The 23,948-nt window shown below is 59.1% G+C and carries 24 protein-coding genes and 1 other RNA gene; 15 read left to right on the top strand and 10 right to left on the bottom strand.

The window, feature by feature from the left end:
* Positions 1–2: 2 nt before the first annotated feature.
* The 4 genes from QLQ16_RS05080 to dnaX form a co-directional block, all read right to left on the bottom strand.
* Positions 3–1,043 (bottom strand): ABC transporter substrate-binding protein, encoded by a 1,041-nt coding sequence (locus QLQ16_RS05080; protein ID WP_283223610.1) that lies wholly within the window; start codon positions 1,041–1,043, stop codon positions 3–5.
* A gap of 127 nt (positions 1,044–1,170) precedes the next feature.
* The gene (gene recR, locus QLQ16_RS05075) at positions 1,171–1,761 is read right to left on the bottom strand and encodes a recombination mediator RecR (RefSeq protein ID WP_283223609.1); all 591 of its coding nucleotides are present in this window, start codon (positions 1,759–1,761) and stop codon (positions 1,171–1,173) included.
* Between the two features lie 24 nt (positions 1,762–1,785).
* On the bottom strand, positions 1,786–2,109 hold the full coding sequence (locus QLQ16_RS05070) for a YbaB/EbfC family nucleoid-associated protein (protein ID WP_283223608.1): 324 nt from the start codon (positions 2,107–2,109) through the stop codon (positions 1,786–1,788).
* 38 nt (positions 2,110–2,147) lie between these two features.
* A complete protein-coding gene (dnaX, locus tag QLQ16_RS05065; RefSeq protein WP_283223607.1) occupies positions 2,148–4,034 on the bottom strand; it encodes a DNA polymerase III subunit gamma/tau in 1,887 nt (628 codons plus the stop codon).
* Positions 4,035–4,162: 128 nt separating this feature from the next.
* Between dnaX and ffs the strand changes: the two genes are divergently transcribed.
* Positions 4,163–4,259, top strand: an RNA gene (gene ffs / locus QLQ16_RS05060) — signal recognition particle sRNA small type.
* A gap of 143 nt (positions 4,260–4,402) precedes the next feature.
* Here the strand turns inward: ffs and QLQ16_RS05055 are convergent.
* Together QLQ16_RS05055 and QLQ16_RS05050 are read right to left on the bottom strand one after the other, a co-directional pair.
* Positions 4,403–4,696 carry a hypothetical protein gene (locus tag QLQ16_RS05055; protein ID WP_283223606.1) on the bottom strand — a complete coding sequence of 98 codons (294 nt, stop codon included), beginning with the start codon at positions 4,694–4,696 and terminating at the stop codon, positions 4,403–4,405.
* Between the two features lie 74 nt (positions 4,697–4,770).
* Positions 4,771–6,081, bottom strand: coding sequence for a TIGR03862 family flavoprotein (locus tag QLQ16_RS05050; RefSeq protein WP_283223605.1), 1,311 nt, complete (start codon positions 6,079–6,081; stop codon positions 4,771–4,773).
* Between the two features lie 104 nt (positions 6,082–6,185).
* On the opposite strand from QLQ16_RS05050, the gene trxA reads away from it, so the two are divergent.
* The 6 genes from trxA (at position 6,186) to QLQ16_RS05020 (ending at position 11,936) form a co-directional block, all read left to right on the top strand.
* Entirely contained in the window at positions 6,186–6,518 is a 333-nt protein-coding gene (gene trxA / locus QLQ16_RS05045) for a thioredoxin TrxA (RefSeq protein ID WP_283223604.1), read from the top strand.
* Between the two features lie 248 nt (positions 6,519–6,766).
* Complete coding sequence (gene rho, locus QLQ16_RS05040) at positions 6,767–8,029, top strand: transcription termination factor Rho (protein WP_283223603.1); 1,263 nt, start codon at positions 6,767–6,769, stop codon at positions 8,027–8,029.
* Between the two features lie 84 nt (positions 8,030–8,113).
* Positions 8,114–8,371 (top strand): type B 50S ribosomal protein L31, encoded by a 258-nt coding sequence (locus tag QLQ16_RS05035; protein WP_283223602.1) that lies wholly within the window; start codon positions 8,114–8,116, stop codon positions 8,369–8,371.
* 105 nt (positions 8,372–8,476) lie between these two features.
* Entirely contained in the window at positions 8,477–10,186 is a 1,710-nt protein-coding gene (locus QLQ16_RS05030; RefSeq protein WP_283223601.1) for a hypothetical protein, read from the top strand.
* A 3-nt stretch (positions 10,187–10,189) separates the two neighbouring features.
* Positions 10,190–11,548: an MATE family efflux transporter gene (locus tag QLQ16_RS05025; protein ID WP_283223600.1), complete on the top strand. Its 1,359-nt coding sequence runs from the start codon at positions 10,190–10,192 to the stop codon at positions 11,546–11,548.
* An 85-nt stretch (positions 11,549–11,633) separates the two neighbouring features.
* Positions 11,634–11,936 carry an antibiotic biosynthesis monooxygenase family protein gene (locus QLQ16_RS05020; RefSeq protein ID WP_283223599.1) on the top strand — a complete coding sequence of 101 codons (303 nt, stop codon included), beginning with the start codon at positions 11,634–11,636 and terminating at the stop codon, positions 11,934–11,936.
* 8 nt (positions 11,937–11,944) lie between these two features.
* Here QLQ16_RS05020 and QLQ16_RS05015 read toward each other — a convergent pair whose 3' ends face one another.
* On the bottom strand, positions 11,945–12,382 hold the full coding sequence (locus QLQ16_RS05015; protein WP_283223598.1) for a MarR family winged helix-turn-helix transcriptional regulator: 438 nt from the start codon (positions 12,380–12,382) through the stop codon (positions 11,945–11,947).
* 122 nt (positions 12,383–12,504) lie between these two features.
* On the opposite strand from QLQ16_RS05015, the gene QLQ16_RS05010 reads away from it, so the two are divergent.
* The 6 genes from QLQ16_RS05010 (at position 12,505) to QLQ16_RS04985 (ending at position 17,384) form a co-directional block, all read left to right on the top strand.
* Positions 12,505–13,200 (top strand): fumarylacetoacetate hydrolase family protein, encoded by a 696-nt coding sequence (locus QLQ16_RS05010; RefSeq protein WP_283223597.1) that lies wholly within the window; start codon positions 12,505–12,507, stop codon positions 13,198–13,200.
* A gap of 213 nt (positions 13,201–13,413) precedes the next feature.
* Positions 13,414–14,445: a TRAP transporter substrate-binding protein gene (locus tag QLQ16_RS05005; RefSeq protein WP_283223596.1), complete on the top strand. Its 1,032-nt coding sequence runs from the start codon at positions 13,414–13,416 to the stop codon at positions 14,443–14,445.
* Positions 14,446–14,646: 201 nt separating this feature from the next.
* Positions 14,647–15,075, top strand: a complete 429-nt coding sequence (locus QLQ16_RS05000) for a TRAP transporter small permease (protein WP_283223595.1) — start codon at positions 14,647–14,649, stop codon at positions 15,073–15,075.
* Positions 15,072–16,388, top strand: a complete 1,317-nt coding sequence (locus tag QLQ16_RS04995; RefSeq protein WP_283223594.1) for a TRAP transporter large permease — start codon at positions 15,072–15,074, stop codon at positions 16,386–16,388. Before QLQ16_RS05000 ends, QLQ16_RS04995 begins: the two co-directional genes overlap by 4 nt.
* A 105-nt stretch (positions 16,389–16,493) precedes the next feature.
* Entirely contained in the window at positions 16,494–17,042 is a 549-nt protein-coding gene (locus QLQ16_RS04990) for an NUDIX hydrolase (protein ID WP_283223593.1), read from the top strand.
* A gap of 84 nt (positions 17,043–17,126) precedes the next feature.
* On the top strand, positions 17,127–17,384 hold the full coding sequence (locus QLQ16_RS04985) for a hypothetical protein (protein WP_283223592.1): 258 nt from the start codon (positions 17,127–17,129) through the stop codon (positions 17,382–17,384).
* A gap of 97 nt (positions 17,385–17,481) precedes the next feature.
* Here QLQ16_RS04985 and QLQ16_RS04980 read toward each other — a convergent pair whose 3' ends face one another.
* A complete protein-coding gene (locus QLQ16_RS04980; RefSeq protein WP_283223591.1) occupies positions 17,482–19,128 on the bottom strand; it encodes an acyl-CoA synthetase in 1,647 nt (548 codons plus the stop codon).
* Positions 19,129–19,240: 112 nt separating this feature from the next.
* Between QLQ16_RS04980 and dnaG the strand changes: the two genes are divergently transcribed.
* Positions 19,241–21,304, top strand: a complete 2,064-nt coding sequence (dnaG, locus tag QLQ16_RS04975; RefSeq protein WP_283223590.1) for a DNA primase — start codon at positions 19,241–19,243, stop codon at positions 21,302–21,304.
* Between the two features lie 47 nt (positions 21,305–21,351).
* Here the strand turns inward: dnaG and cysE are convergent, their stop codons facing one another.
* Positions 21,352–22,119 (bottom strand): serine O-acetyltransferase, encoded by a 768-nt coding sequence (gene cysE, locus QLQ16_RS04970; protein ID WP_283223589.1) that lies wholly within the window; start codon positions 22,117–22,119, stop codon positions 21,352–21,354.
* 9 nt (positions 22,120–22,128) lie between these two features.
* Positions 22,129–22,860 carry an RNA methyltransferase gene (locus tag QLQ16_RS04965; RefSeq protein ID WP_283223588.1) on the bottom strand — a complete coding sequence of 244 codons (732 nt, stop codon included), beginning with the start codon at positions 22,858–22,860 and terminating at the stop codon, positions 22,129–22,131.
* 148 nt (positions 22,861–23,008) lie between these two features.
* Here QLQ16_RS04965 and QLQ16_RS04960 point away from each other — a divergent pair, with 148 nt between their 5' ends.
* The gene (locus QLQ16_RS04960) at positions 23,009–23,947 is read left to right on the top strand and encodes an inositol monophosphatase family protein (RefSeq protein ID WP_283223587.1); all 939 of its coding nucleotides are present in this window, start codon (positions 23,009–23,011) and stop codon (positions 23,945–23,947) included.
* Position 23,948 lies beyond the last annotated feature (1 nt).

Genomic DNA, 23,948 nt, shown 5'->3' with positions numbered 1-23,948 from the left:
TCTCAAGCGGCAAATTTGATTTTGGATTTGCTGGCAAAAGCGTTGGTGTACAAACGTTCCAACGCAAGGCGCCCCATCGGTCCGTACCCCTTCAGGCGGGCCTGAGCTCGCCAAGCATTGAGCACAGGATCGACATCGAACAGGCCGTCTGTGGCATAAGATTCGCGCAGTTTTTCGAACGCACCGAGGTAAATCGCCCTGTCACCCAGCCAATAGGCCGGGGGAGCGGTGCGCAAGATGTCTGCAGGGCCTGCTGTTTGCAACCATTTGAGCGCGTGGACAACTCCATCACTGAGGGCTTGCGCGATCTCGGGTTGACGTTGCAAAAATTCGCTGCGGGCCAACAAACACGCCCCCGGTACATCGCCCGTCATCACCTTTCGTGTGGCAGCCAAGGATCGCGCCTCACCCAAAACGCGCACCTCATTTTTTTGTTCCAGCCAATGCATGACAGGATCCGGGTTGCACAAAGCATCGACCGTGCCATGGCGCAAGGCCTCCACAACACCTGTCGAGGTGCCCACCTCCACAAAGCTCACATCCTCGGGCAGAAGGCCGTTTTGCAACAACCATTGACAGGCCATCCAATGGGTGGCCGAGTCCAGCGCAGAAACGCCAATGAGCGCCCCTTTGAGCTCCATGACCGAGCGCATATGGCTGCCCTTGCGCGTGGACACCCCCAAGGCGATTTGGGGCGTGCGACCAAACTGGACAAAGCCCTGATAGCTCACGCCTTTTTGCTGCAAGCCAAAAAGATGCTCAAACGCACCGGCCACCACATCGGCCTGTCCGCTCAAGGCGGATCCCAAGGCCTTGGAGCCCCCTTCTTGGGGCAGCCATTCCACGGTCAGCCCCGCTTGCCTGAAGTAACCCAACTGCTCGGCCAAGGTCAAGGGCAAGTGGTAAAGACTTTGACGAGCCGCCAAAGCAATGGTGACCCGCGCAGACGACCGCGTAGTCTCTGCAGCAGAGGACAAACCACTGGTCAGCGCGCCCAAAGACGCCAACACAAAGCAACGTCGATCACTCTTGAGCCCGGCCAAAAAACTCTCCACTTGAACATCTGAAATTGGATGCCTCAAGCTTAAATGTGCCGCGTCAAAACCGCATCGGGATCAATCCCGAGCGGGTTTTCACGTAATGGATAGCAAGTATGGGGGGAGGCAAAAATCAGCGACGATCGACCAGCGCATGGGCGATGGTGCCCAAGTCGACGTATTCCAGTTCACTGCCCGCTGGCACGCCACGCGCCAAGCGAGTGACCTGCAGCCCTTGCTGGCGAATCATTTCCGAAATGACATGCGCGGTGGCCTCACCTTCGGCCGTGAAGTTGGTGGCCAAAATCACTTCGCGCACCCAACCATCACTCACCCGTTGTTTGAGTTTGGACAAGCCGATGTCGTGGGGGCCAATCCCGTCCAATGGACTGAGTTTGCCCATCAAAACGAAATACAAACCACGGTAAGTGCCCGTGCGCTCGATGGCCGATTGGTCTGCCGGCGTCTCGACCACACACAGCTGCGTGCGATCGCGTGCGTCGTCCAGGCAGGTGTCACACAGCTCGGCTTCGGTGAAGGTGTGGCAACACGCGCAGTGGCGCACGTTGTCCACCGCGTTTTGCAAAGCGGCGGCCAATTGACGCGCAGTGGCACGGTCGTTTTGCAAAAGCTGAAAAGCCATGCGCTGGGCCGACTTGATGCCCACCCCTGGCAAGCCTTTGAGGGCTTGGACCAAAGTGGCAAGTGCGTGGGTATCAGCCATCTGCGCGTGTGCTGCTCAAAACCATCAGAAAGGCAGCTTCATGCCTGGCGGCAACCCGGCGGTGAGTTTGCCCATTTTTTGCTGGGACACCTCTTCAGCTTGGCGCACGGCATCGTTGAATGCGGCGGCCACCAAGTCCTCCAGCATGTCCTTGTCATCGGCCAACAAGCTCGGGTCGATGGTCACGCGGCGCACATTGTGCTTGCAGGTCATCAAGACCTTGACCATGCCCGAACCCGCTTGGCCTTCGACTTCGACGAAGGCCAGCTCGTCCTGGGCCTTTTTCAAGTTGTCTTGCATGGCTTGGGCTTGTTTCATCAAGCCGGCAAGTTGTCCTTTGTTGAACATGTTGGTTCCTTTGCTAGAAGTGTGAACTGAAGAAAAGGTCAGATCACCTGAAGACTGCCGGGCACAATGCGTGCCCCGAAATCGCGCATCAGGCTCTGGACCATGGGGTCGTTTTCGATCAAGGCCTGTGCGGCCACCATTTTGGCGGCAGCGGCAACGGCCATGCGTTTGGCAGGGCAATCGGCCACGGGACCCTGCTCCACTTGCAAACGCACATTGCCGTGGCCTGCGGCTGCCAGTGCATTTTGCAAGCGCTCCCGACTGGCCGGGTGGTTGAGCGATTCGCGTTCGATGCGCAGCAGCCACTGATCCGCATCGCGGACCATGAGTTGAGACTGCAATGCCAACTCACGCACCAGCGCGGTGATGGCTTCCTGCACCAGCAAGCCTTGCACGATGCCAAACCACACATCGCCTTCAGCGGTGGTCTGCAATGGTGTTGAAGCGGGCGCCTTGGGCACATCCACCCGCGCAGAATCCGATGCCTCGCGCACAGGCAAAGCACGCAAGGCCGCAGGCGGCGCAGACAACACAGGCTCCGGCAAACTGGCTTCGAAAGCGTCGGCGGCGTCATCGCTGGCGTAGTCGCGGGTGTCGGGCAAGTCTTCCCAAGGCGGCGGCTCGGACGCGGCTTGTTGGGGTGAAATCGCCTTGGGTGCAGATGCCACCGGCGTGACAGCCACGGGCTGTGCAATGGCGATCGGTTGGGCAAGAGGCGCGGAGACAGGCGAAGGCGCCTGAACGGCTGCAGGGGTCTTGGCAGGCGCGACGTCAGCTAGCGCTCGCTGGCTGGTTCGCGGACTTTTTTTTTCAGCCGATCCTGCTGGAGGTTTGAAGGCCAGCAAACGCAACAAGACCATGGTCAGTGCCGCATACTCATCGGGGGCCAAGCCCAGCTCGGTCCGCCCATGCAGGCACAGGCTGTAGAGCAATTGGGTTTCTTCTGCCGGCATGGCTTGTGCCAAATCGGCCAAGCCCTGGGTGTCTGGGTCTTCGCCGTCTTGTGCCATGCCAGGCACCATCTGCATCACGGCCATGCGCTGCAAGAGCATGGCCATGTCTTCAAGCGTGGCGGCTGCAGAGACACCCTGCAAGCGCAAAGCATTGACCTGCGCCACCACGGTTGCGCCATCGCCTTCGGCCAGCGCACGGATCAATTGCAAGACGTGACTGCGGTCAACGCTGCCCAGCATCTGCCGCACGCCCGCTTCTTGCAGCTGTCCATTGCCAAATGCAATGGCCTGATCGGTCAAGCTCAAGGCATCGCGCATGGAGCCGCGCGCTGCGCGGGCCAACAAACGCAAGGCTTGTGGCTCGGCACTCAATTGCTCGGTGGCCAGCACGCGGGTCAGGTGCTCGAAGACCGTCTCCGGGGCCATGGGGCGCAAATTGAACTGCAGGCAACGCGACAGCACCGTCACGGGCACTTTTTGCGGATCGGTGGTGGCCAACACGAACTTCAAATACTCGGGCGGCTCTTCCAAAGTCTTCAACATCGCGTTGAACGCGGTGTTGGTGAGCATGTGCACCTCGTCGATCATGAAGACCTTGAAGCGCCCTTGAACGGGTTTGTAAACCGCCTGTTCCAGCAAGCTTTGCACCTCGTCCACGCCACGGTTGGAGGCGGCATCCAGCTCGGTGTAGTCGACAAAACGGCCCGCATCGATGTCGCGGCAAGCTTGGCAAACACCACAAGGCTCGGCCGTGATGCCGCCTTGGCCATCTGCTCCTTGGCAGTTGAGGGACTTGGCCAAAATCCGCGACACGGTGGTTTTGCCCACCCCGCGAGTGCCCGTGAAAAGATAAGCATGGTGCAAACGCTGCTGCACCAAGGCATTGGTCAAAGCCTGCACGACATGCTCCTGGCCCACCATTTCGGTGAAATTGCGTGGGCGGTATTTGCGCGCGAGGACAAGGTATGACATGCAACCGATTCTATCGGGCCGCACAGCGATTCGAAGGCCTACCCGAAGAAAGCTTAAAGACCGCTCAAACCAAGGAAAAAGTCAAAGACCGCACAGAATGCGCCCGCTCCTCGCCTACAATCAGGCCTGACGGGCCTTCCCGCATGGTGAAGCGGCCAACCGGGTCAGGTGGGGAACCAAGCAGCCCTAACTGTGGAGCCAGTGCCGGGGTCAAGGCTCGTCAACTTACACCCTGGTCGTGAGTCATTTTTGTCCACCTTGCTGGCAAGTTGTGATTCACAAGCACCATGACAAAAGGCGCCCACTTGGACGCCTTTTCTTTTGGGTTTCACATCCAGCCGAAGAGGCCAAACGTTTGTTCCGGATGGTCAAGCCATGCGGCGACGCAGCGAGGGGAACGGCAAAGCCTTGACCTTGTTGGAGCTGACCAAACGAGGCGCTTGAGGCGCTGCACGCAGCAACTCGGCCACCAGGGCATCGGCATTCGCATGCGGGCCAACGCGGTTGGATTCAAAGGCCAAACGGGTTTGTTGGGCCATCTGGATCACAAAATTCTGAGGGTAATCCCGAACCGCGAAACCACGCAGGGCCATCACTTTCATGAAGGCATTGGCAGCCTCCTCAACGGCACACTGGTATTCCTTGGAAGTATCTGGCGTCATGTCGACCTCGTTCATTGGATGAAGTTACTCACACATCCTCAACGCGGCTGAATAAGAATCGGAATACACCGAACTCAACTTTTTTTGAAAATATTTTCCAAAACAGCCTGGGCAGCCCTTTTGCCACTGGCCAAACAGGCCGTCAAAAGGTAACCACCCGTCGGGGCTTCCCAATCCAACATCTCGCCAGCGCAGTAAACACTTGGCAGATTTTGGAGCATCAAACCTGAGGTCAGGCCCTCCAAAGCCACGCCACCGGCCGTGCTGATCGCCTCGTCCATGGGCCGGGTCGCTTTGAGCGGCACAGGCAAATTTTTAATCAACTCGGCCAGCTTCTCCGGGGCCGAGAGGGTTTCAGGCGCGCACAGCTCGTACAAAAGCCCCATTTTGACCCCGTCTAAACCCAATCTGCTTTTGAGGTGACTGGACAGGCTGCGGCTGCCTCGGGGCCATTTCAAAGCCGCAAGCACCTGATCTGCCGACTTGTCTGGCAACAAGTCCAAGCACAACTGAGCCTGCCCGTGCGCCAACAAATCGTCGCGCAGCAAGGCCGAAGCGGCATAGACCAAACTCCCCTCAAGGCCGCTTTGCGTGACCACGAACTCACCTTTGCGCTCCAAACGGGCTTGACCTGCCTGCGACGATGGCACCGTGATGGCCACGGATTTGATCGGATGTCCAGCAAATTTGCCCTGAAAGTGTTGGGTCCAGCCCTCGCCATGTCTTCCCAGCACATCAAACCCACAGTTGGCGGGCTTCAAATCATGGATGGGTACGCCGGCTTCACGCAATCGAGGCACCCAAGCGCCGTCAGAGCCCAATCGCGGCCAACTGGCACCACCCAAAGCCAGCACCGTTGCGCGGGCCTTGACGGTCAACTGCTGAACTTGCGGCGTCTGAAAAGTCAAGGCATCGCCCTGCCAACCCGTCCAGCGATGGCGCATATGGAACTGGACCGGCACCCCCGATGAGGGATGGCGCAGTCGGTGCAGCCAAGCCCGCAACAGGGGCGCGGCTTTCATTTCAGTCGGGAAAACACGACCCGAAGTGCCCACAAAGGTCTCAATCCCCAAACCATGCGCCCAATCACGGACGGCTTGTGCATCCATCTGATCGAGCCAGCGGCCGACCTGAGTGGCGCGCTCAGCGTAGCGTTGGCGAAAGGCTGCCGCGTCTTCTGAATGGGTCAAATTCAAACCGCCACGCCCCGCCAACAAAAATTTGCGCCCCACAGAGGGCATGGCGTCGAAGAGGTGCACTGGCACGCCCGCATGCGACAGAACCTCTGCGGCCATGAGGCCCGCAGGTCCTCCGCCAATGACAGCCACTTCTGCCGAAAGAGGTTGCGTAGGCATGACGGCAGAGGATTCGGTAGAAAAAGACATCAAAACTCAAGGTGGCAACACGCGCGTGACAGCGGCGCATGTCTGGATTCTGTCAAAATAGCCGCAACTTTAGCCGCATCTTCAATGTTCACAAGGAAAAGGCCATGGCCAGCGATTTGATCAAACACATTACCGACACCAGCTTTGACGCCGACGTGATCCAGTCGAGCCAACCCGTGGTGGTCGATTTCTGGGCTGAATGGTGCGGTCCCTGCAAAATGATCGCCCCGATTCTGGACGAAGTCGCTGGCGCTTACGAAGGCAAGCTGCAAGTGGCCAAGATGAACGTGGACGAGAACCGCGACATCCCCGCCAAGTTCGGCATCCGCGGCATCCCCACTTTGATGATCTTCAAAGACGGTCAATTGGCAGCCACCAAAGTGGGCGCCATGAGCAAGTCGCAACTGACCGCATTCATCGATCAGCAATTGGCTTGATGCCTGCGCACTTGCGGTGTGAACCGCAGGCCACGCTTTGGAAACCGGGTCATTTGCACCCGGTTTTTGTTTTTGAGCCGTCGGTTAAAAACCTGTCATAATTTCTTCAAGGCAAGCCCAACAGGGATATCTGCTTTGATCACCGGAAGATCCTGCCCCAGACCTCGGGCGGCAACCGGTTCTGAACTCCTCCACCCGGTTTACTGAAGACGATCCCTGACGGATTGTCGATATACAGGCCCAATTCCATGCATTTGAATGAACTCAAGGCACTTCATGTGTCCGAACTCCTGAAGCAAGCCGAAGCGCTCGAAATCGAGAACACCGGCCGCATGCGCAAACAGGAGTTGATGTTTGCCATCATCAAAAAACGCGCCAAAGCTGGCGAGCAAGTCTTTGCCGACGGCGTGCTGGAAATCTTGCCGGATGGTTTTGGCTTCTTGCGCAGCCCGGATTCGAGCTACACCGCCAGCACCGATGACATCTACATCAGCCCCAGCCAGGTGCGCCGCTTTAACCTGCACACCGGCGACATGATCGAAGGTGAAGTGCGCATTCCCAAAGACGGCGAGCGCTACTTCGCGCTGACCAAACTGGACAAGGTCAACGACGATCTGCCCGAGAACAACAAACACAAAGTCATGTTCGAGAACTTGACGCCCCTGTTCCCCAAAGAGCAGATGCGTCTTGAGCGCGACATCAAGGGCGAGGAGAACATCACCGCCCGTGTGATCGACATCATTGCCCCCCTGGGCCGCGGCCAGCGCGCCTTGATCGTGGCACAGCCCAAGTCGGGCAAGACCGTGATGATGCAGCAGATCGCCCACGCCATCACCGCCAATTACCCCGATGTGCACCTGATGGTCTTGCTGGTCGACGAACGCCCTGAAGAAGTGACCGAAATGCAGCGCAGTGTGCGCGGCGAAGTGATTTCTTCCACCTTTGACGAACCTGCAGCCCGCCACGTGCATGTGGCCGAGATGGTGATCGAGCGCGCCAAGCGCCTGGTCGAGTTGAAAAAAGACGTGGTCATCTTGCTCGACTCGATCACCCGCCTGGCCCGGGCCTACAACAACGTGGTGCCATCGTCGGGCAAAGTGCTCTCGGGTGGCGTGGATGCCAATGCCTTGCAGCGCCCCAAGCGTTTCTTTGGCGCGGCCCGCAATGTGGAAGAAGGCGGCAGCCTGACCATCATCGCCACCGCTTTGGTGGACACCGGCAGCCGCATGGACGAAGTGATTTTTGAAGAATTCAAGGGCACCGGCAACAGCGAAATCCACCTGGAGCGCCGCCTGTACGAAAAACGCGTCTTCCCGGCCATCAACCTCAACCGCAGTGGCACACGCCGCGAGGAAATGCTGCTCTCGCCCGAAGTGCTGCAAAAAACCCGCATCTTGCGTCAGTTCATGTACAACATGGACGAGATCGAGGCCATGGAAATGGTCTTGAAGAGCATGAAAGCGACCAAATCCAACGTCGAATTCTTCGACATGATGCGACGCGGCGGCTGATCCCCTATAATCAGCAGGTTTTGCGGAAAGTGCGCTCAGATAGGCTGAGGCGTGGCTACCGTGGTTTACTTTAAGGAAAAACCCATGAAAGAGGGCATTCACCCCAACTACCGCGAAGTGTGCTTCCAGGACATGTCCAACGGCTTCAAGTTCGTGACACGTTCTTGCGTGAACACCAAGGAATCCATCGAAATCGACGGTCGCGAGTTGCCATTGTTCAAGCTGGATACCACCAGCGAATCACACCCCTTCTACACCGGCACCCAAAAGTCGGTCGACAACATGGGCGGTCGCGTGGAAAAATTCCGCAACCGTTTCGGCAAGATTTCCACCAGCAAGTAATCCGCTGGTCGCAATCCCCACAAGGGCAGTCCGGGCAACCGGCCTGCCCTTGTTGCATTGGCTCCCCCCTTTTCCCGCATCTCAGACCTGCTATCTTGTGATCCTGTGAACCAGCCCACACCCGCCATCGTTGCCCAACACGCCGTGCGCCGCCTGCCGCGCTTGGCCTTGATCTTGCTGTGCGCCGCCTATGTATTGCCGGGCTTTTGGGGCCGTGCGCCCTGGAAAGCCAATGACATCGAGTCCTTTGGCTACATGCTTCAACTGGCCAAGCCTGCAGTTGGTGAATGGGTCAGTTGGCTCAAGCCCACTTTGCTGGGCCAGGCAGACGACAGCCTGGCTTTGTTGCCCTATTGGTTGGGAGCTGCAGCCATCCGCTGGTCGCCTGCCGGCTGGGAACACATTTTTGCTCGCATACCTTTCATTGGCATGCTGGCGCTCACGCTGGCCTCCACTTGGTATGCGGTCTATGCACTGGCCAGACACCCTGCAGCCCAACCTGTGGCCTTTGCCTTTGGTGGTGAAGCCAAACCCAAAGACTATGCCTGTGCCCTGGCAGACGGTGGCCTGCTGGCCTTGATGGCCTGCCTGGGTTTGGCCAGGCTGTCGCACGAAACCACACCTGCCTTGAGCCAACTGTGCTTGGCCTCCCTGCTCTTTTTCGGTCTGGCCACTTTGCCTCGCCACCGCATCCAAAGCGGCATGGCCATCGCCATCGGCATGCTCGGCCTGACCTTGTCCGGAGCACCCAGCTTGGCCCTGTGGCTGGGCATGGGTGGCTCATTGATCCGTGCTGTGGCCCAAACCGATCCCGAGCAACGCCGCTTGACCATGCTCGATTTGGGCTTGCTCGCTTTGATTTGCTTGCTGTGCATCACGACCGCAGGCGCACTCGACCTGTGGCGCTGGCGCGTGGTGCCACACCACTTGGTGGATGTGCACATTCTGGCCAAATTGCTGATGTGGTTCACCTGGCCGGCCTGGCCCTTGGCCTTATGGTCTTTGTGGCGTTGGCGCGGCCAATTGGCTCAAGGCTGGCGCTACCCGCACCTGGGTTTGCCCATCTGGTTCTCTTTGGTGGTCATCACCAGCACCTGGCTCACGGGCCTTTCGGACCAAGCCTTGCTGGTGTCTTTACCTGCCGTGGCCACCCTTGCGGCCTTTGCCTTGCCCACATTGCGCCGAAGCCTGAGCGCCTGGATCGACTGGTTCACCTTGCTGTTTTTCAGCGTTTGTGCGCTGATCGTTTGGGTGGTCTGGATCGCCATGCAAACCGGGGTCCCAGCCCAGTCCGCTTTGAACGTGGCCCGCTTGGTGCCCGGCTTTGTGCCTGAGTTTTCCGTCATCACATTCAGCTTGGCGCTGGCCGCGACGCTGGCGTGGGCGGGCTTGGTGAAGTGGCGCATCGGCCACCACCGCACCGCCTTGTGGAAAAGCATGGTGCTGCCAGCCAGCGGCGCAGCACTGTGCTGGCTCTTGGTCATGAGCCTGTGGCTGCCCATGCTGGACTTTGCACGCAGCTACGCGCCGATGGTGAAGAAAGTCACGGCCGTCACCGGCCCGGTGGACTGCCTGCAATATGCCGGCATCAGCCGAGCCCAAGGCGCCGCATTGCAGTTCCATGGCCAACTCAAACTGCTGCCCGCTCAAAAACCCCAAGAACACTGCCGTTGGTTGGTGGTGGACCGTGCCCATCTGCCCCTGCTTTCAACCAAACTCCAGCAATTGGGCTGGACCGAGGCCGGCAAGGCCCGCCGCGTTCAAAGCAAAGAAGAAAGCCTGTTGATCTTCAAACCCAGCGTGGCCTTGCCTTGATCGATGTCTGAGCTAGGCATCATCGCCCGCCATGCGGGCACCGTGCTCATCGGGCAGTTGGCCGTGATCGCTTTTGGCGTGGCCGACACCTTGATCGCCGGGCGCTACAGCCCTCAGGCTCTGGCGGTGTTGTCACTGGCCTCTTCGATTTACATCAGCATCTATGTGGCCCTCAACGGCATGCTGCAAGCCCTCTTGCCTGTATGGGCGCAATTGCGGGGGGCAGGCCGCACAGCCGACATGGGCCGATCGGTGCGGCAAGCGCTTTACATCTGCGCAGGCGCGGCCGTGATCGGCTGCACCGGCTTGTGGTTTTCAGAGCCTTGGTTGCGTTGGACCGATGTCCCCCCTGATTTGTGGCCCGAGGTGAAGGCCTATCTGCAAGTGTTGGCGATCGCCTTGGTGCCATCTTTGCTGTTTCGCATGTACAGCACGTTCAACCAAAGCCTGGGTTACCCAAGGCTGGTGACCTGGTTGCAAGCGGGCGCCTTGTTGGTGAAAGTGCCGCTGTCCTACGTCCTGACGTTTGGCATCGAATCGGCACCCCTTCAATGGGCAGGCATGGGCGTGGTGGGTTGCGCTTGGGCCACCTTGGGGGTAAACGCCTTCATGCTGGGCACGGGCGTCATCTTGCTGCGCACACAAGACATTTACCGGCCCTATCGCCTCTGGCAAAAAATGGAGGCGCCGGATTGGCCGCAACTGGGGCGCTTTTTGCACCTGGGCGTGCCGGCGGGTTTATCCATCATGGTAGAGGTCACCTCCTTCACCCTGATGGCACTGTTCATCGCCCGCCTGGGCGCGGTGTCCTCCGCAAGTCACCAGATTGCCTCGAGCCTGGCGGCTGTGCTCTACATGGTGCCGCTGGCCCTGGGCATCGCCAGCAGCGCACGCACTGGCTATTGGCTGGGCGCTGAACAAGTGCACAAAGCCAGGCAGTCAGCGGGTCTGGGCATTGGCCTATCGGTGGTGGCCGCCTTGATCGGCGCAGGTCTGTTGGCAGCGTTCCGGGCGCCAGTGGCCCAGGCTTTCACCACCGACCCAGGGGTCGCTGCTGCTGCCACGGTCTGGCTCGGCTGGGTCGCGCTTTACCACCTGGCCGATGCAGTGCAAGCCGTCTGCGCTTTTTTGCTGCGTTGCTACCGCATCACCATGGCGCCCTTGTTGATCTACACCGCCTTGCTTTGGGGGTTGGGGCTTTATGGCGGTTACCGCCTGGCCTACCAAGGCTTGGGGTCATGGGTTGCGCGCCCCAGCGTGGACACGTTCTGGATGACCAGCACCATCGCCTTGGCCATCGTGTCCATCTTGTTTGCGGTGCTGGTCTGGAGGGCCACGAGAGACCCTGTGGCCGACCGATGACCAAGCACCCACCATGAAGGCAAAGGCACACTCCCTTCAATTGCGTTATGGTTCTGCTTCCTTTCACACCCACTTTGAGCGCCACATGATCTTAGAAATCGCTGACATCCGCATCCAACCTGGACAGCAAGCTGAATTCCAAAAAGCCATCGAACAGGGCCTGAACACCATCGCCAGCCAAGCCAAGGGCTTTCGCGGCGCCAAGGTCAACCATGGCATTGAAAACCCCGAGCGCTATGTGTTGCAAATTTTCTGGGACACCTTGGAAGACCACACCGTCGGCTTTCGCGAATCCGAGCTGTTCACGCAGTGGCGGGCCATTGTGGGGCCCTTCTTTGCGGCACCACCTCAGGTCGAGTTCTTCAATTTGACGTTCCAGTCTGCCTGATCCAGGGCTTACTGGGCTTCGTGGCCCGCCACCAAGCGGGCCAGCAAATCGACAAATTGCTTTTGCTCAGCGCTGTTCAAAGGCGCCAGGATGCGTGCCTGAACTTCAGCCACAGCGGTTTGCATGCCCACGAGTGCCTCGATGCCTTCGGGCGTGATGACCAGCAGTTTGCGGCGGCGGTCGGTGGCATGGGCTTGCCGGGCCAACCAGCCTTTGGCCTCCAAGCGGCCAATGACCGAGCCCGATGTGGCCGGATCAAACGCCACACGCTTGGCCAAGGTGACTTGGTCGATGTCTGGCGTGTCGCGCAGGGCATTCAAAATCGCATACTGCACAGGCGTGATGTCCGACTCGGCCAGGCACTCGGCAAAAATGCCCACCGCAATTTGCTGCGCTCGGCGTATGAGGTGCCCGGGCGCCGTGGCCACTTCCAAACGCTTGCTCATGCCTGCTGGTCTCCTGGTTCGCTAGGGTTTTCACTGCGCGGCACCTGCGTGCCGACCCTCTATAGTAAGCCCACATACGAACTTTGAAGCACCACCGTGCACCACCCCTGAGAAAGACCGCCATGAGTTTTGTGTTTGACCCCACGCCCGTGGTCTCATTGCCGGTTGTCGGCCAGCAAGACCGCTTTCCCGTCCACCGTGTCTATTGCGTCGGCCGCAACTACGAAGAGCACGCCAAAGAGATGGGGTTCACAGGAAGAGAGCCGCCCTTCTTTTTCCTCAAACCCACCGACAGCCTGGTCGTGGTCGATGCAGGACACACAGGCAGCATGCCTTACCCCAGCGTGACCCAAAACCTCCATCATGAAATCGAACTGGTTGTCGCCATCGGGGTGGGCGGCAAAAACATTTCCGCAGCCGATGCGGTCAAACACATTTACGGCTACGCCGTGGGCCTGGACATGACCCGCCGCGATTTGCAAAACGAGATGAAAAAACAAGGCCGCCCATGGTGCATTGGCAAAGCTTTTGATGCGTCCGGCCCCGTTGGTCCCATCACACGCAAAGAGCAGGCCGGTGACATTGACCGTGCCGAAATCAGCCTGCAAGTCAATGGAACGGACCGCCAGCGCAGTTCGGTGTCCAAACTGATCTGGAACGTGGCCGAGACAATCGAACACCTATCGGCCGCTTGGGAATTGAAGGCAGGTGACTTGATTTTCACAGGCACACCTGAAGGTGTGGCTGCTGTTGTCTCTGGTGACCTCATGGTCGGACAAGTCGAGGGACTTGGCCCATTGAGCGTCAAAATCAAATAATGAAAAAAAGTGCATGGAAATTCTTAAACATGGTGTTTACCCCTAATTAAGCGAAAATTAGTTGCAAGATAATGCATGTCATTGGTTTTGAAATCTGCGTCATGGGTTATCGAACCCAGAAAAAATGTTCGTTCACTGGGTAAACACCAATTAACCGACCGATCGGTTGGTTTTAAGATAATCCCTGAAGATAAACCCCAAAGGAGCTCTCTGATGAAACAACTGTTGAAACAATCCGCCCTCGCCGCAGGCTTGGCACTCGCGGGCTTGGGCGTTCAAGCCCAAACCATCACCTTGAAAGTTCACCACTTTTTGGGCCCTCAGTCGATTCAGCACACCACCATGCTCGGCGACTGGTGCAAAGCCCTTGCCCGTGACTCCAAAGACCGCCTGAAGTGCGACATCTTCCCCGCCATGCAATTGGGTGGCACACCTGTGCAGCTTTACGAACAAGCCCGTGACGGCGTGATCGACGTGGCCTGGACCCTGCAAGCCTACACACCCAAACTGGCCAAATTGGAAGTGTTCGAGTTGCCCTTCATGATGACCAACGCCGAGGCCACCAGCCGCGCCGCTTGGGACTTCGCTCAGAAGTACGCACAAGAAGACTTCAAGGACGTGAAAATGCTGGCTGTGCACGTGCACGGCCCGGGTAACATCTACACCAAGACTAAGGCCGTCACCACCATGGCCGACCTCAAGGGCATGAAAGTGCGCGCACCCACACGTCAGGTCAACAAAATGGTCGCCATGATGGGCGCCACACCTGTGGCCATGCCTGTGCCGCAAGTGCCTGAAGCCTTGTCCAAAGGCGTGATCGACGGCGCCGTGATCCCTTACGAAGTGGCGCCCGGCTTGAAGGTCAACGAGTTGACCAACTTCACGGCCGAAACCGATCGCACCTACAACGCGCTGTACACCGCCGTGTTCGTGGTCCCCATGAACAAGGCCAAGTACGACTCGCTGCCTGCCGATCTGAAAGCGGTCATCGACAAGAATTCTGGTCGCGAAATGTCTGCCTTCTTTGGCAAAACACAAGCGGGCCAAGACGTGCCCAGCAAGAAAGTGTTTGAAGCTTCTGCCAACCAAAAGATCAGCATCATCCCCAAGGCTGAACTGGAAAAGTGGAAGAAAGCCACCGACCAACTGGACGATGCATGGGTGGCTGAAATGACCGGCAAAGGCATGGACGGCAAGGGCATGCTGCAAAGCGCGACCGACCTGATCAAGCAATACACCAAATAAGTCGATTCGATCAACCTGGGCAAAGGCTGTCAGCAGCTGGCCCAGGTTTTTTTACAGCTACGATTGCTTACACTGATGGATGACGCTGCTTCCTCCTAACCGTCCACAGTCAATTCCCCCCACTCCCGTTTGAACAACATGATGTTTTCTCATTATTTAGATCGGCTTGCCCGACTCTGCAGCGTATTGGGAGGTCTCATCATGACCGGCCTGATGCTCATGACTTGTTACAGCCTGATCGGCCGCAACGTTTTTGAAACCGCTTTGATTGGCGATTTTGAATTAACCGGCGTGGGCGCAGGCGCTGCCATTGCGCTGTTCATGCCTCTTTGCCAGCTCAAGCGCGAGAACATCATCGTGGACTTCTTCACCGCCAAATGCAGTGACGCCACCAACTTCAAGCTCGACCGCTTGGGATCCTTGTTCATGACGATCATCTTTGCCTTGCTGTCTTGGCGCTGCGGCGCGGCGGCCATCAATGCCAAAGAAACCATGGGTGCTTCCATGTTGTTGGGCTTCCCAGACTGGATCGTGTTCACCAGCATGTGCATTCCTTTCGGGATCACCGCCGTCATTGCGCTGATGCAGACACTCTCCAAAACAGATAACAACGATAAGGCCGTGTCATGACCCCGATCACTTTGGCTTTGCTGATTTTCGGCATCATGCTGTTGCTCATGGTGATCCGCGTGCCGATCGCGGGCGCCATGTTTTTGGCCGGCACTGCCGGCTTCATCCTCCAAACCGGTGTCACGCCTTACCTGAATTTCTTGAACAACCTGGCATTTGCCCGACTGGCCAACTATGACCTGTCGGTGATTCCGCTGTTCATTTTGATGGGTCACTTTGCCACGCAAGGCGGCATCAGCAAGGCGCTGTTCCAGTTCGCTGCGGCCGTGATGGGTCGTTTCAAGGGTGGCTTGGCCATGGGCGCAGTGCTCGCTTGCGGTGCATTCGGGGCCATCTGCGGCTCTTCCGTGGCTACGGCCGCCACCATCACCGGCGTGGCCCTGCCCGAGATGAAACGCCACGGCTACTCTGGCCGTCTGTCCACAGGCACATTGGCTGCAGGCGGCACGCTGGGCATTTTGATCCCGCCGTCCGTTCCTTTGGTGATCTATGCCATCTTGACCGAGCAAAACATCGCCAAATTGTTTGCGGCCGCCATGATGCCCGGCATCATTGCCATGGTCGGCTACATGATCGCCATCGCCATCTATGTGCGTGTGGTGCCTGGCCAGGCACCTGACAGCGAAGAAGTCGAAAAACTCACTTTCGAATCCCTCAAGGGCATCTTGCCGATTGCCACCATCTTCGTGATCGTGTTTGGCGGCATTTATGCAGGCTTCTTCACCCCCACCGAAGGCGCTGCAGTCGGTGCATCGTCAACCTTTGTGGCGGCCTTGCTCAAACGCGAGTTGACCTGGGCGAAGTTCCTGCATTGCTTCCATGCCACCGCCATCAGCGCGGCCATGATCTTCATGATCTTCATGGGCGCAGACGTTATGAACGCCTCTTTGGCACGCACCCAAGTGCCCGGTCAGTTGGCCGAGTTGGTGGTGTCGATGAACCTGGCCCCACTGATGGTGGTCTCGGGCATCTTGCTGCTGTACGTGGTGCTGGGCGCGGTCATGGACGAACTGTCCATGCTTTTGCTGACCATCCCGATCTTCTTCCCCATCATCATGAAGCTGGACTTCGGCATGACGCCTGAGTACACGGCCATCTGGTTCGGCATCATGGTGCTGATGACGGTGGGCTTTGGCATGCTGGCGCCACCAGTGGGCTTGAACGTGTATGTGGTCAACGGCATGGCCAAGGATGTGCCGCTGAGCGAAAGCTACAAAGGCATCATGCCCTTCCTGATCAGCGACACCCTGCGCACCTTGCTGTTGTTGTTTTTCCCGGGCATCACCTTGTTCTTGATCCCGTACCTGACCTGATCGGACAGTCACGACGGTCCAAGCCTCCACGGTTCGAAACCCTGGAGGCTTTTTTCTGATGGGAAATGGTTAGACTGTGACCGAACCCAAAAACACGAAGCACCCATGATGTTTGGCCGCACCATTCGACACTGCCGACAATGCGGCGCACCTGTTGCAAGGCGCTTGCCCGATGACGGCGACACCAAAGAACGCGCCATCTGTACCGTGTGCCACACGGTGCACTATGAAAACCCCTTGAATGTGGTGGGCACGGTGCCGCATTTGGGCGATCAAGTCTTGCTGTGCAAACGCAACATCGAACCGCGCAAAGGCAAATGGACTTTACCCGCAGGCTTCATGGAGCTGGGCGAATCCACTTCACAAGGCGCCGCCCGAGAAACCACCGAAGAAGCCGGCGCACAGTTCATCATGGAAGACCTGTTCACCGTGATGAGCGTGCCACGCGTCGGACAAGTGCATCTGTACTACCGAGCCCGCCTGACAAGCGATCAATTCGACCCTGGCCACGAAACGATGGAAGCGAAACTGTTCACCGAATCTGAGATCCCTTGGGACGAATTGGCCTTTCGCACTGTGCGCGAAACCCTCGAGCATTACTTTGCCGACCGTGCGCGGGGTCTATTTGGCACGCATGCCTTTGACATTGAATAAAAATCAAACGGTCGGCGTATTTGCCCGTTCGCACTCTCATAATGATGGCGTTGACTTCATTTATTGACATCGAAAAGGCTTAGCATGATCAAGTCCATCTCCGCCCTCCTGACCAGCCTCTTGGCCGCTGTGGCCATGGCCCAAACAGCTTCACCAGCACCAGCCGTACCCCCCGCTGTCGTGCCTGCCGTGACGGCTGCGCCAGCACCCGCCCCTGCGGCAGCGCCTGCAGGCAAAGCCGAAGCTCCCGCCAAGGCAAAAAAAGCTGAAAAAGCGGACAAAAAGGCTGACAAAAAAGCCGCCAAGAAAAGCAAAAAGAGCAAAAAGAAAAACAAGAAGTGATCGCCTGAGCCATCGCTGACCCAGCCATGCGCTGACAGCGCAAGATGGAAAAAGCCACCTTCCGGTGGCTTTTTCCATGGCGGCAGTCCGAGTCTGATCAGACGTCGATGGCCGCAGCCGACCCCGCCTGCTTGCGCAATTCAAACTTCTGGATCTTGCCCGTGCTGGTTTTGGGCAACTCGCCGAACACCACGGCACGCGGCACCTTGAAGCCCGCCAGATGCTGCTTGCAATGCGCCACGATGTCCTCGGGCGTGACCTGGGCGTCGGCCTTCAGCTCCACAAAAGCGCAGGGCGTCTCGCCCCAGCGCGCATCGGGCTTGGCCACCACGGCGGCGGCCAGCACGGCGGGGTGGCGGTACAGCACGTCTTCTACCTCGATCGACGAGATGTTCTCGCCGCCCGAGATGATGATGTCCTTGCTGCGGTCCTTGATCTTGATGTAACCGTCGGGGTACTGCACCGCCAAGTCCCCGCTGTGGAACCAGCCACCCGCAAAGGCTTCTTGCGTGGCCTTGGGGTTCTTCAGGTAGCCCTTCATGGCGATGTTGCCCTTGAACATGATCTCGCCCATGGTCTCGCCGTCTTGTGGCACGGGCAACATGGTCTCGGGGTCGAGCACGCGCACATCGCGTTCCAGGTGGTAACGCACACCCTGGCGGGCGTTCAGGCGAGCGCGCTCGCCAATGTCCAGCGCCTCCCACTCGGGGTGTTTGGGGCACACGGTGGCCGGGCCATAGACCTCGGTCAAGCCGTACACATGGGTCAAATCAAAACCCATGGCCTCCATGCCCTCGATCATCGAAGCCGGTGGCGCCGCACCCGCCACCATGGCTTTGACGCCTGCGGGCACGCCCACCTTCATCTCGGCAGGCGCATTGACCAACAAGCCATGCACGATGGGCGCACCGCAGTAATGCGTCACGCCATGGTTGCGGATGGCATCGAATATCGCCTGCGCATCCACACGGCGCAAACACACGTTGACCGCTGCCCGTGCCGCCACCGTCCACGGAAAGCACCAGCCGTTGCAATGGAACATGGGCAACGTCCACAAATACGCCGCATGCTTGGGCATGTCCCACTCCAGAATGTTGGAGATCGCATTGGTGGCCGCACCCCGGTGGTGGTAAACCACCCCCTTGGGATTGCCGGTGGTGCCACTGGTGTAGTTCAGGGCAATGGCATCCCACTCGTCGCTGGGTAGGCTCCAAGCAAAGTCGGCATCGCCACTGGCCACAAACGCCTCATAAGTCGTTGATCCCAGTTTTTCGCTGGGGCCGGTGTACAGCACATCTTCCACATCGATCACCAAAAGCGGCGTCTTGGCTTGGCGCAGCGCCAACGCCTTTTTCATGGTGCCGGAAAACTCTGGGTCCACGATCACCGCCTTGGCTTCACCGTGGTCCAGCATGAAGGCGATGGTCTCAGGATCCAAACGGGTGTTCAGCGCATTGAGCACAGCCCCTGCCATCGGGATGCCAAAGTGCGCCTCCACCATGGGCGGCGTATTGGGCAGGATCACGGCCACGGTGTCGTTCTTGCCAATGCCAGCCTGCGACAACGCACTGGCCAGCTGGCGGGTACGGCGGTAGGTGGTGGCCCAGTCCTGGCGCCAATCACCGTGCACAATGGCCAAACGCGTGGGATACACCTCGGCCGTGCGTTCGATGAAGCTCAGGGGCGACATGGGCGCATGATTGGCGGGGGTCTGGGGCAAATCCTGGTCGTAAATGCTGGTCATGGTGAATCCTCAAACGTGTAAATCGGGCGATTGGACCCAGTTTGCCTGACCCTGACCTGAAAACACATCGGGCAAAACCTCAGGGCTCGCCCAGATCAGCGAAAATAACCCGATGGCCATCCCCCAGTCTTTCATCCAGGAGTTGCTGTCCCGCGTCGACGTGGTCGAGGTCGTGGGCAAATACGTGCAGCTCAAGAAAGGTGGCGCCAACTTCATGGGCCTGTGCCCCTTCCATGGCGAAAAATCGCCCAGCTTCAGCGTCAGCCCCACCAAGCAGTTTTTCCACTGCTTTGGCTGCGGTAAGAATGGCAACGCCATCGGCTTTTTGATGGAACACGCGGGCATGACCTTCATCGAAGCGGTCAAGGACCTGGCCCAGCAAACCGGCATGCAAGTGCCCGAAGAACAACAGTCGCCCGAAGACCGCGCCAAAGCGGCTGCCCAAAAAGCCAAGCAAGACAGCCTGAGCGATGTGCTTGAAAAAGCCGGACAAGCCTACCGCGATCAGCTCAAAATCACCCCCCGCGCGGTCGACTACCTCAAAGGTCGGGGCTTGTCGGGCCAAATCGCCAAACGCTTTGGCCTGGGCTATGCGCCCGAGGGCTGGCGCTCGCTGGCCAGCATCTTCCCCAAATACGACGACCCGCTGCTGGCCGAATCGGGTCTGGTGATTGTCAACGAGGAAGACGACAAGCGCTACGACCGTTTTCGCGACCGCATCATGTTCCCGATCCGCAACATCAAAGGCGAATGCATCGGCTTTGGCGGGCGGGTCATCGGCAGCGGCACGCCCAAGTATTTGAACTCACCCGAAACGCCGGTTTTCCATAAAGGCCGCGAGCTGTATGGCCTGTACGAAGCCCGCGAAGCTCTGCACAGCGCAGGCTACGTGCTGGTGACCGAAGGCTATATGGACGTGGTGGCACTGGCCCAACTGGGCTTTGCCAACGCGGTGGCCACGCTGGGCACGGCCTGCACGCCCGACCATGTGCAAAAGCTGTTTCGCTTCACCGATGCGGTGGTCTTCAGCTTTGACGGCGACAGCGCAGGCCGCCGCGCCGCACGCAAGGCGCTCGACGGTGCCCTGCCCTATGCCACCGATGTGCGCAGCATCAAGTTTTTGTTCTTGCCCGCCGAGCACGACCCCGACAGCTATGTGCGCGAGTTTGGCCAAGACGCCTTTGCCGAGCAGATCAAGCAGGCCATGCCGCTGTCGCGCTTTTTGATCGAAGCGGCCAGCGCCGACTGCGACCTGCAAACCGCCGAAGGCCGGGCCCGCCTGTCCAGCCAAGCGCGCCCGCTGTGGCAGCTGCTGCCCGAGGGTGCGCTCAAGCAGCAATTGCTGTCAGAGCTGGCGCAACTCATCCAGCTGGAAACGGCAGGTCTTGAAAAACTGTGGGGCCAACAAGCGGCCAGCGACCAGCGCTTTGCGCCCGCTGCCCGAAGTGCTGCTGCCCTTTCGCCTGCTTTACCTGTTTCGGCCAACGCCGCCTTCAGCCAGGCCGCCAGCACCGGGCGCGACGATTACCCGCACTTCGAGCCGCACCATGGCGAGCCGCCCGCTTGGTCTGGCATCACCGGTTTCACGCCGTCGAACGGCAACAACTGGAAAAGCAAGAACCCGAATTGGACACCCGGTTTCAAAGGCAACAGCCGCTTCAAACGCGACCAGCCGCCCCCCTACACTGGCCCGCGCACCATTCCGGCCAGCCGGGCGGACCACGCCGCACGCCTGCTGTTGGGCAATATGGCGCTGTGGGAAACGCTGGCTGGCGAAGACCACGCCATGCTCTGCGCCCTGCCCGAACCGCACGGCCCCCTGTTTGCATGGCTCGAATCGCAGTTCCACGAACACGGCGCATTGGGTTGGTCAGCCCTGCAAAGCGAGATGCAAGCCCAGGCCTTTGCCGAAGATGCCACCCGGTGGATGGCCCAGGACAATCTGGGCACCACCCCCGGCCAAGAAGACGCCACCCCGCCTGAGCCCCAAGAGGCCCGGCAAGAGCTGCGCAGGCTGCTCAACATGATGTTGATCGACCGCCTCAAGCAACTCGAAACCGAAGCCCTGACCCAAGCGAGCACAGGCCAAGACCCTGAAGCCCAACAACGCTGGCGCAGCCTGCACGAGCGCCGCAAAGAGCTCATGGCAGCAGCTGCCATCAACACGGTTCAGTGAAGAACCCCTAAGACATCGCTCGCGGCTGTTCCGCCCGAAACAGAGATTTACTTGCCCACCAACTGATTGAGCTTGTCGGCCTCAAAGCTCTCGTGGGTGGTGGCATCGCGGGGCAGGTGCACTTGCTGGTGGGCGCACAACTGTTCCAGCGCTTTCCAGATCATGGCGATCTGGTGTTCTTGAGCGGCGGCGTTGTCGATCAGGCCACGCATGGCCTGGCTCAGCGGGTCGTCGTCCTGGGTGATGCCATAGGCATTGAACTTCGGTTGTGCGCTCGACACATCGGCGCTCTCGCCCGTCTTGGACGGGATGATGCGGGCGGGAATGCCCACAGCCGTGGCCCCAGCGGGCACGGGCTTGATCACCACCGCGTTGCTGCCAATCTTGGCGCCATCGCCCACTTCAAAGCCGCCCAGCACTTTGGCCCCGGCACTCACCACCACGTCTTTGCCCAGCGTCGGGTGGCGTTTGGTGCCTTTGTAGAGCGATGTACCGCCCAAGGTCACGCCTTGGTAAATCGTGCAGCCGTCGCCAATCTCGGCCGTCTCACCCACCACCACGCCCATGGCGTGGTCAAAAAACACCCGCTCGCCAATCTTGGCGCCAGGATGGATTTCGATGCCCGTGAGCCCACGCGAGATGTGCGAGATGAAACGCCCCAGCCACTTGAAGCCGTGGTTCCAGCACCAGTGTGCTCGCCGGTGCAGCACCAAGGCATGCAAACCTGGGTAGCAGGTCAAGACCTCCCAGGCGGTGCGGGCCGCAGGGTCCCGGTCAAGAATGCACTGGATGTCGGAGCGAAGGCGTGAAAACATGTTGCTAGTCTATCGCTTGCTTTGCGCCGTCTGGATCATCGCTTTGGCCACCCCTCGCAGGATGTGGATTTCTTCGGGGCTCAAGTCGGCCCGGTTGAAAAGTTGGTTCAAGCGCGGCATGAGTTTTTTGGGCGCAGCCGGGTCCAAAAAGCCAATGTCGGTCAGCGCCTGTTCCCAATGCGTGAGCATGCCCGCCACCTGCTGGGCATCAGCCTTGTCGGCCGGGTCGATCACGTCCTGCACCGGAAAGCCGCCCAAGGCCTCGCGCCAGTCGTAGGCAATCACCTGAATGGCCGAGCCTAAATTGAGCGAGCCAAACTTGGGGTTGGTCGGGATCGAGAGCGCCACATGGCAGCGGTAAACGTCTTCGTTTTTCATGCCAAAGCGCTCGGAGCCAAACAAAAAGGCCACGCTCTGCTCGGGCGCGCCGGGTTGGGTCAGTTCGGCAAAGTGCTCACGGGGCGAGCGGGTCGGCGGGCCAAAGTCGCGTGGCGTCATGGCCGTGGCGCACAGGTGGGTCACGCCGTCCAGGGCTTCGTCCAGCGTCTCCACCACACGGGCTTTGTCCAGCACATCGTTGGCACCGCTGGCGCGCTGGATGGTCTCTTCCTTGCGCAGCACATTGGCCCAGCGGGGTTTGACCAACACCAACTCGTCAAAGCCCATGACCTTCATGGCCCGAGCGGCTGCGCCCACGTTGCCGGCATGGCTGGTTTCTATCAGGATGAATCGCGTTTTCATGCCCCGATTGTCCATGCAAGACCCGCAAGCACTGAGACAAACGGCCCCTCATGGCGCAAAAGTGACCCGAAAGGGGCAATTTCGTGGGAAAATCCAGCCTTCGTCAAAGCGATCGTGCCTTGGCCAGTTCTGGTTCTTCACACAATTTATGTCGTCCAATCTCCACCCCATGCTCAACGTGGCCATCAAGGCTGCGCGCGCCGCTGGCGCCATCATCAACCGTGCCGCGCTCGACGTTGAGGCTGTTCGCATCTCGCAAAAGCAAGTCAATGACTTCGTCACCGAGATCGACCATGCGAGTGAAAAAGTCATCATCGACACCCTGCTGACCGCCTACCCTGACCACGGCATCTTGGCCGAAGAATCGGGCAGCCAGCACGGCAACCCGGCCGCTGACCACATCTGGATCATCGACCCCCTGGACGGCACCACCAACTTCATCCACGGCTTTCCCGTTTATTGCGTGAGCATTGCCCTGCAAGTGCGCGGCAAGATCGAGCAAGCCGTCATTTACGACCCCACCCGCAACGACCTGTTCACCGCCACCAAAGGCCGTGGCGCGTTCATGAACGACCGCCGCCTGCGCGTGAGCAAGCGCATCCGCCTGCAGGAATGCATCATCTCGACCGGTTTCCCCTTCCGCAAGGGCGACAACTTCAACCAGTACCTGCGCATGATGGGCGACGTGATGCAACGCACCGCCGGCCTGCGCCGCCCAGGTTCGGCCGCTCTCGACTTGGCCTATGTGGCAGCAGGCTTCACCGACGGCTTCTTTGAAACCGGCTTGTCCCCTTGGGACGTGGCCGCAGGATCGCTACTGGTGACCGAAGCCGGTGGCTTGGTGGGCAACTTCACCGGAGAGTCCGACTTTTTGGAACAAAAAGAGTGCTTGGCCGGTGCGCCGCGCATTTATGGCCAGCTGGTGAGCATTTTGGGCAAGTTCAGCAAGTTCGCGAGCGCCGGTGACAAAGCCGCCGTGCGCGATGCCGTGGACAAGCTCCAGGGCGATGACGCCAACAGCGCCGAAGACACCGCCGCCGAAGGCCCTGACGCCGACAGCGCAGAACCCAAAGACGCTCCCTTCTAAG

Source organism: Limnohabitans lacus, from assembly GCF_030053395.1.
Lineage (GTDB): Bacteria > Pseudomonadota > Gammaproteobacteria > Burkholderiales > Burkholderiaceae_C > Limnohabitans_A > Limnohabitans_A lacus.
Note: the sequence above shows the minus strand (reverse complement) of the source record. Positions and strands in the feature narration are given on the sequence as shown.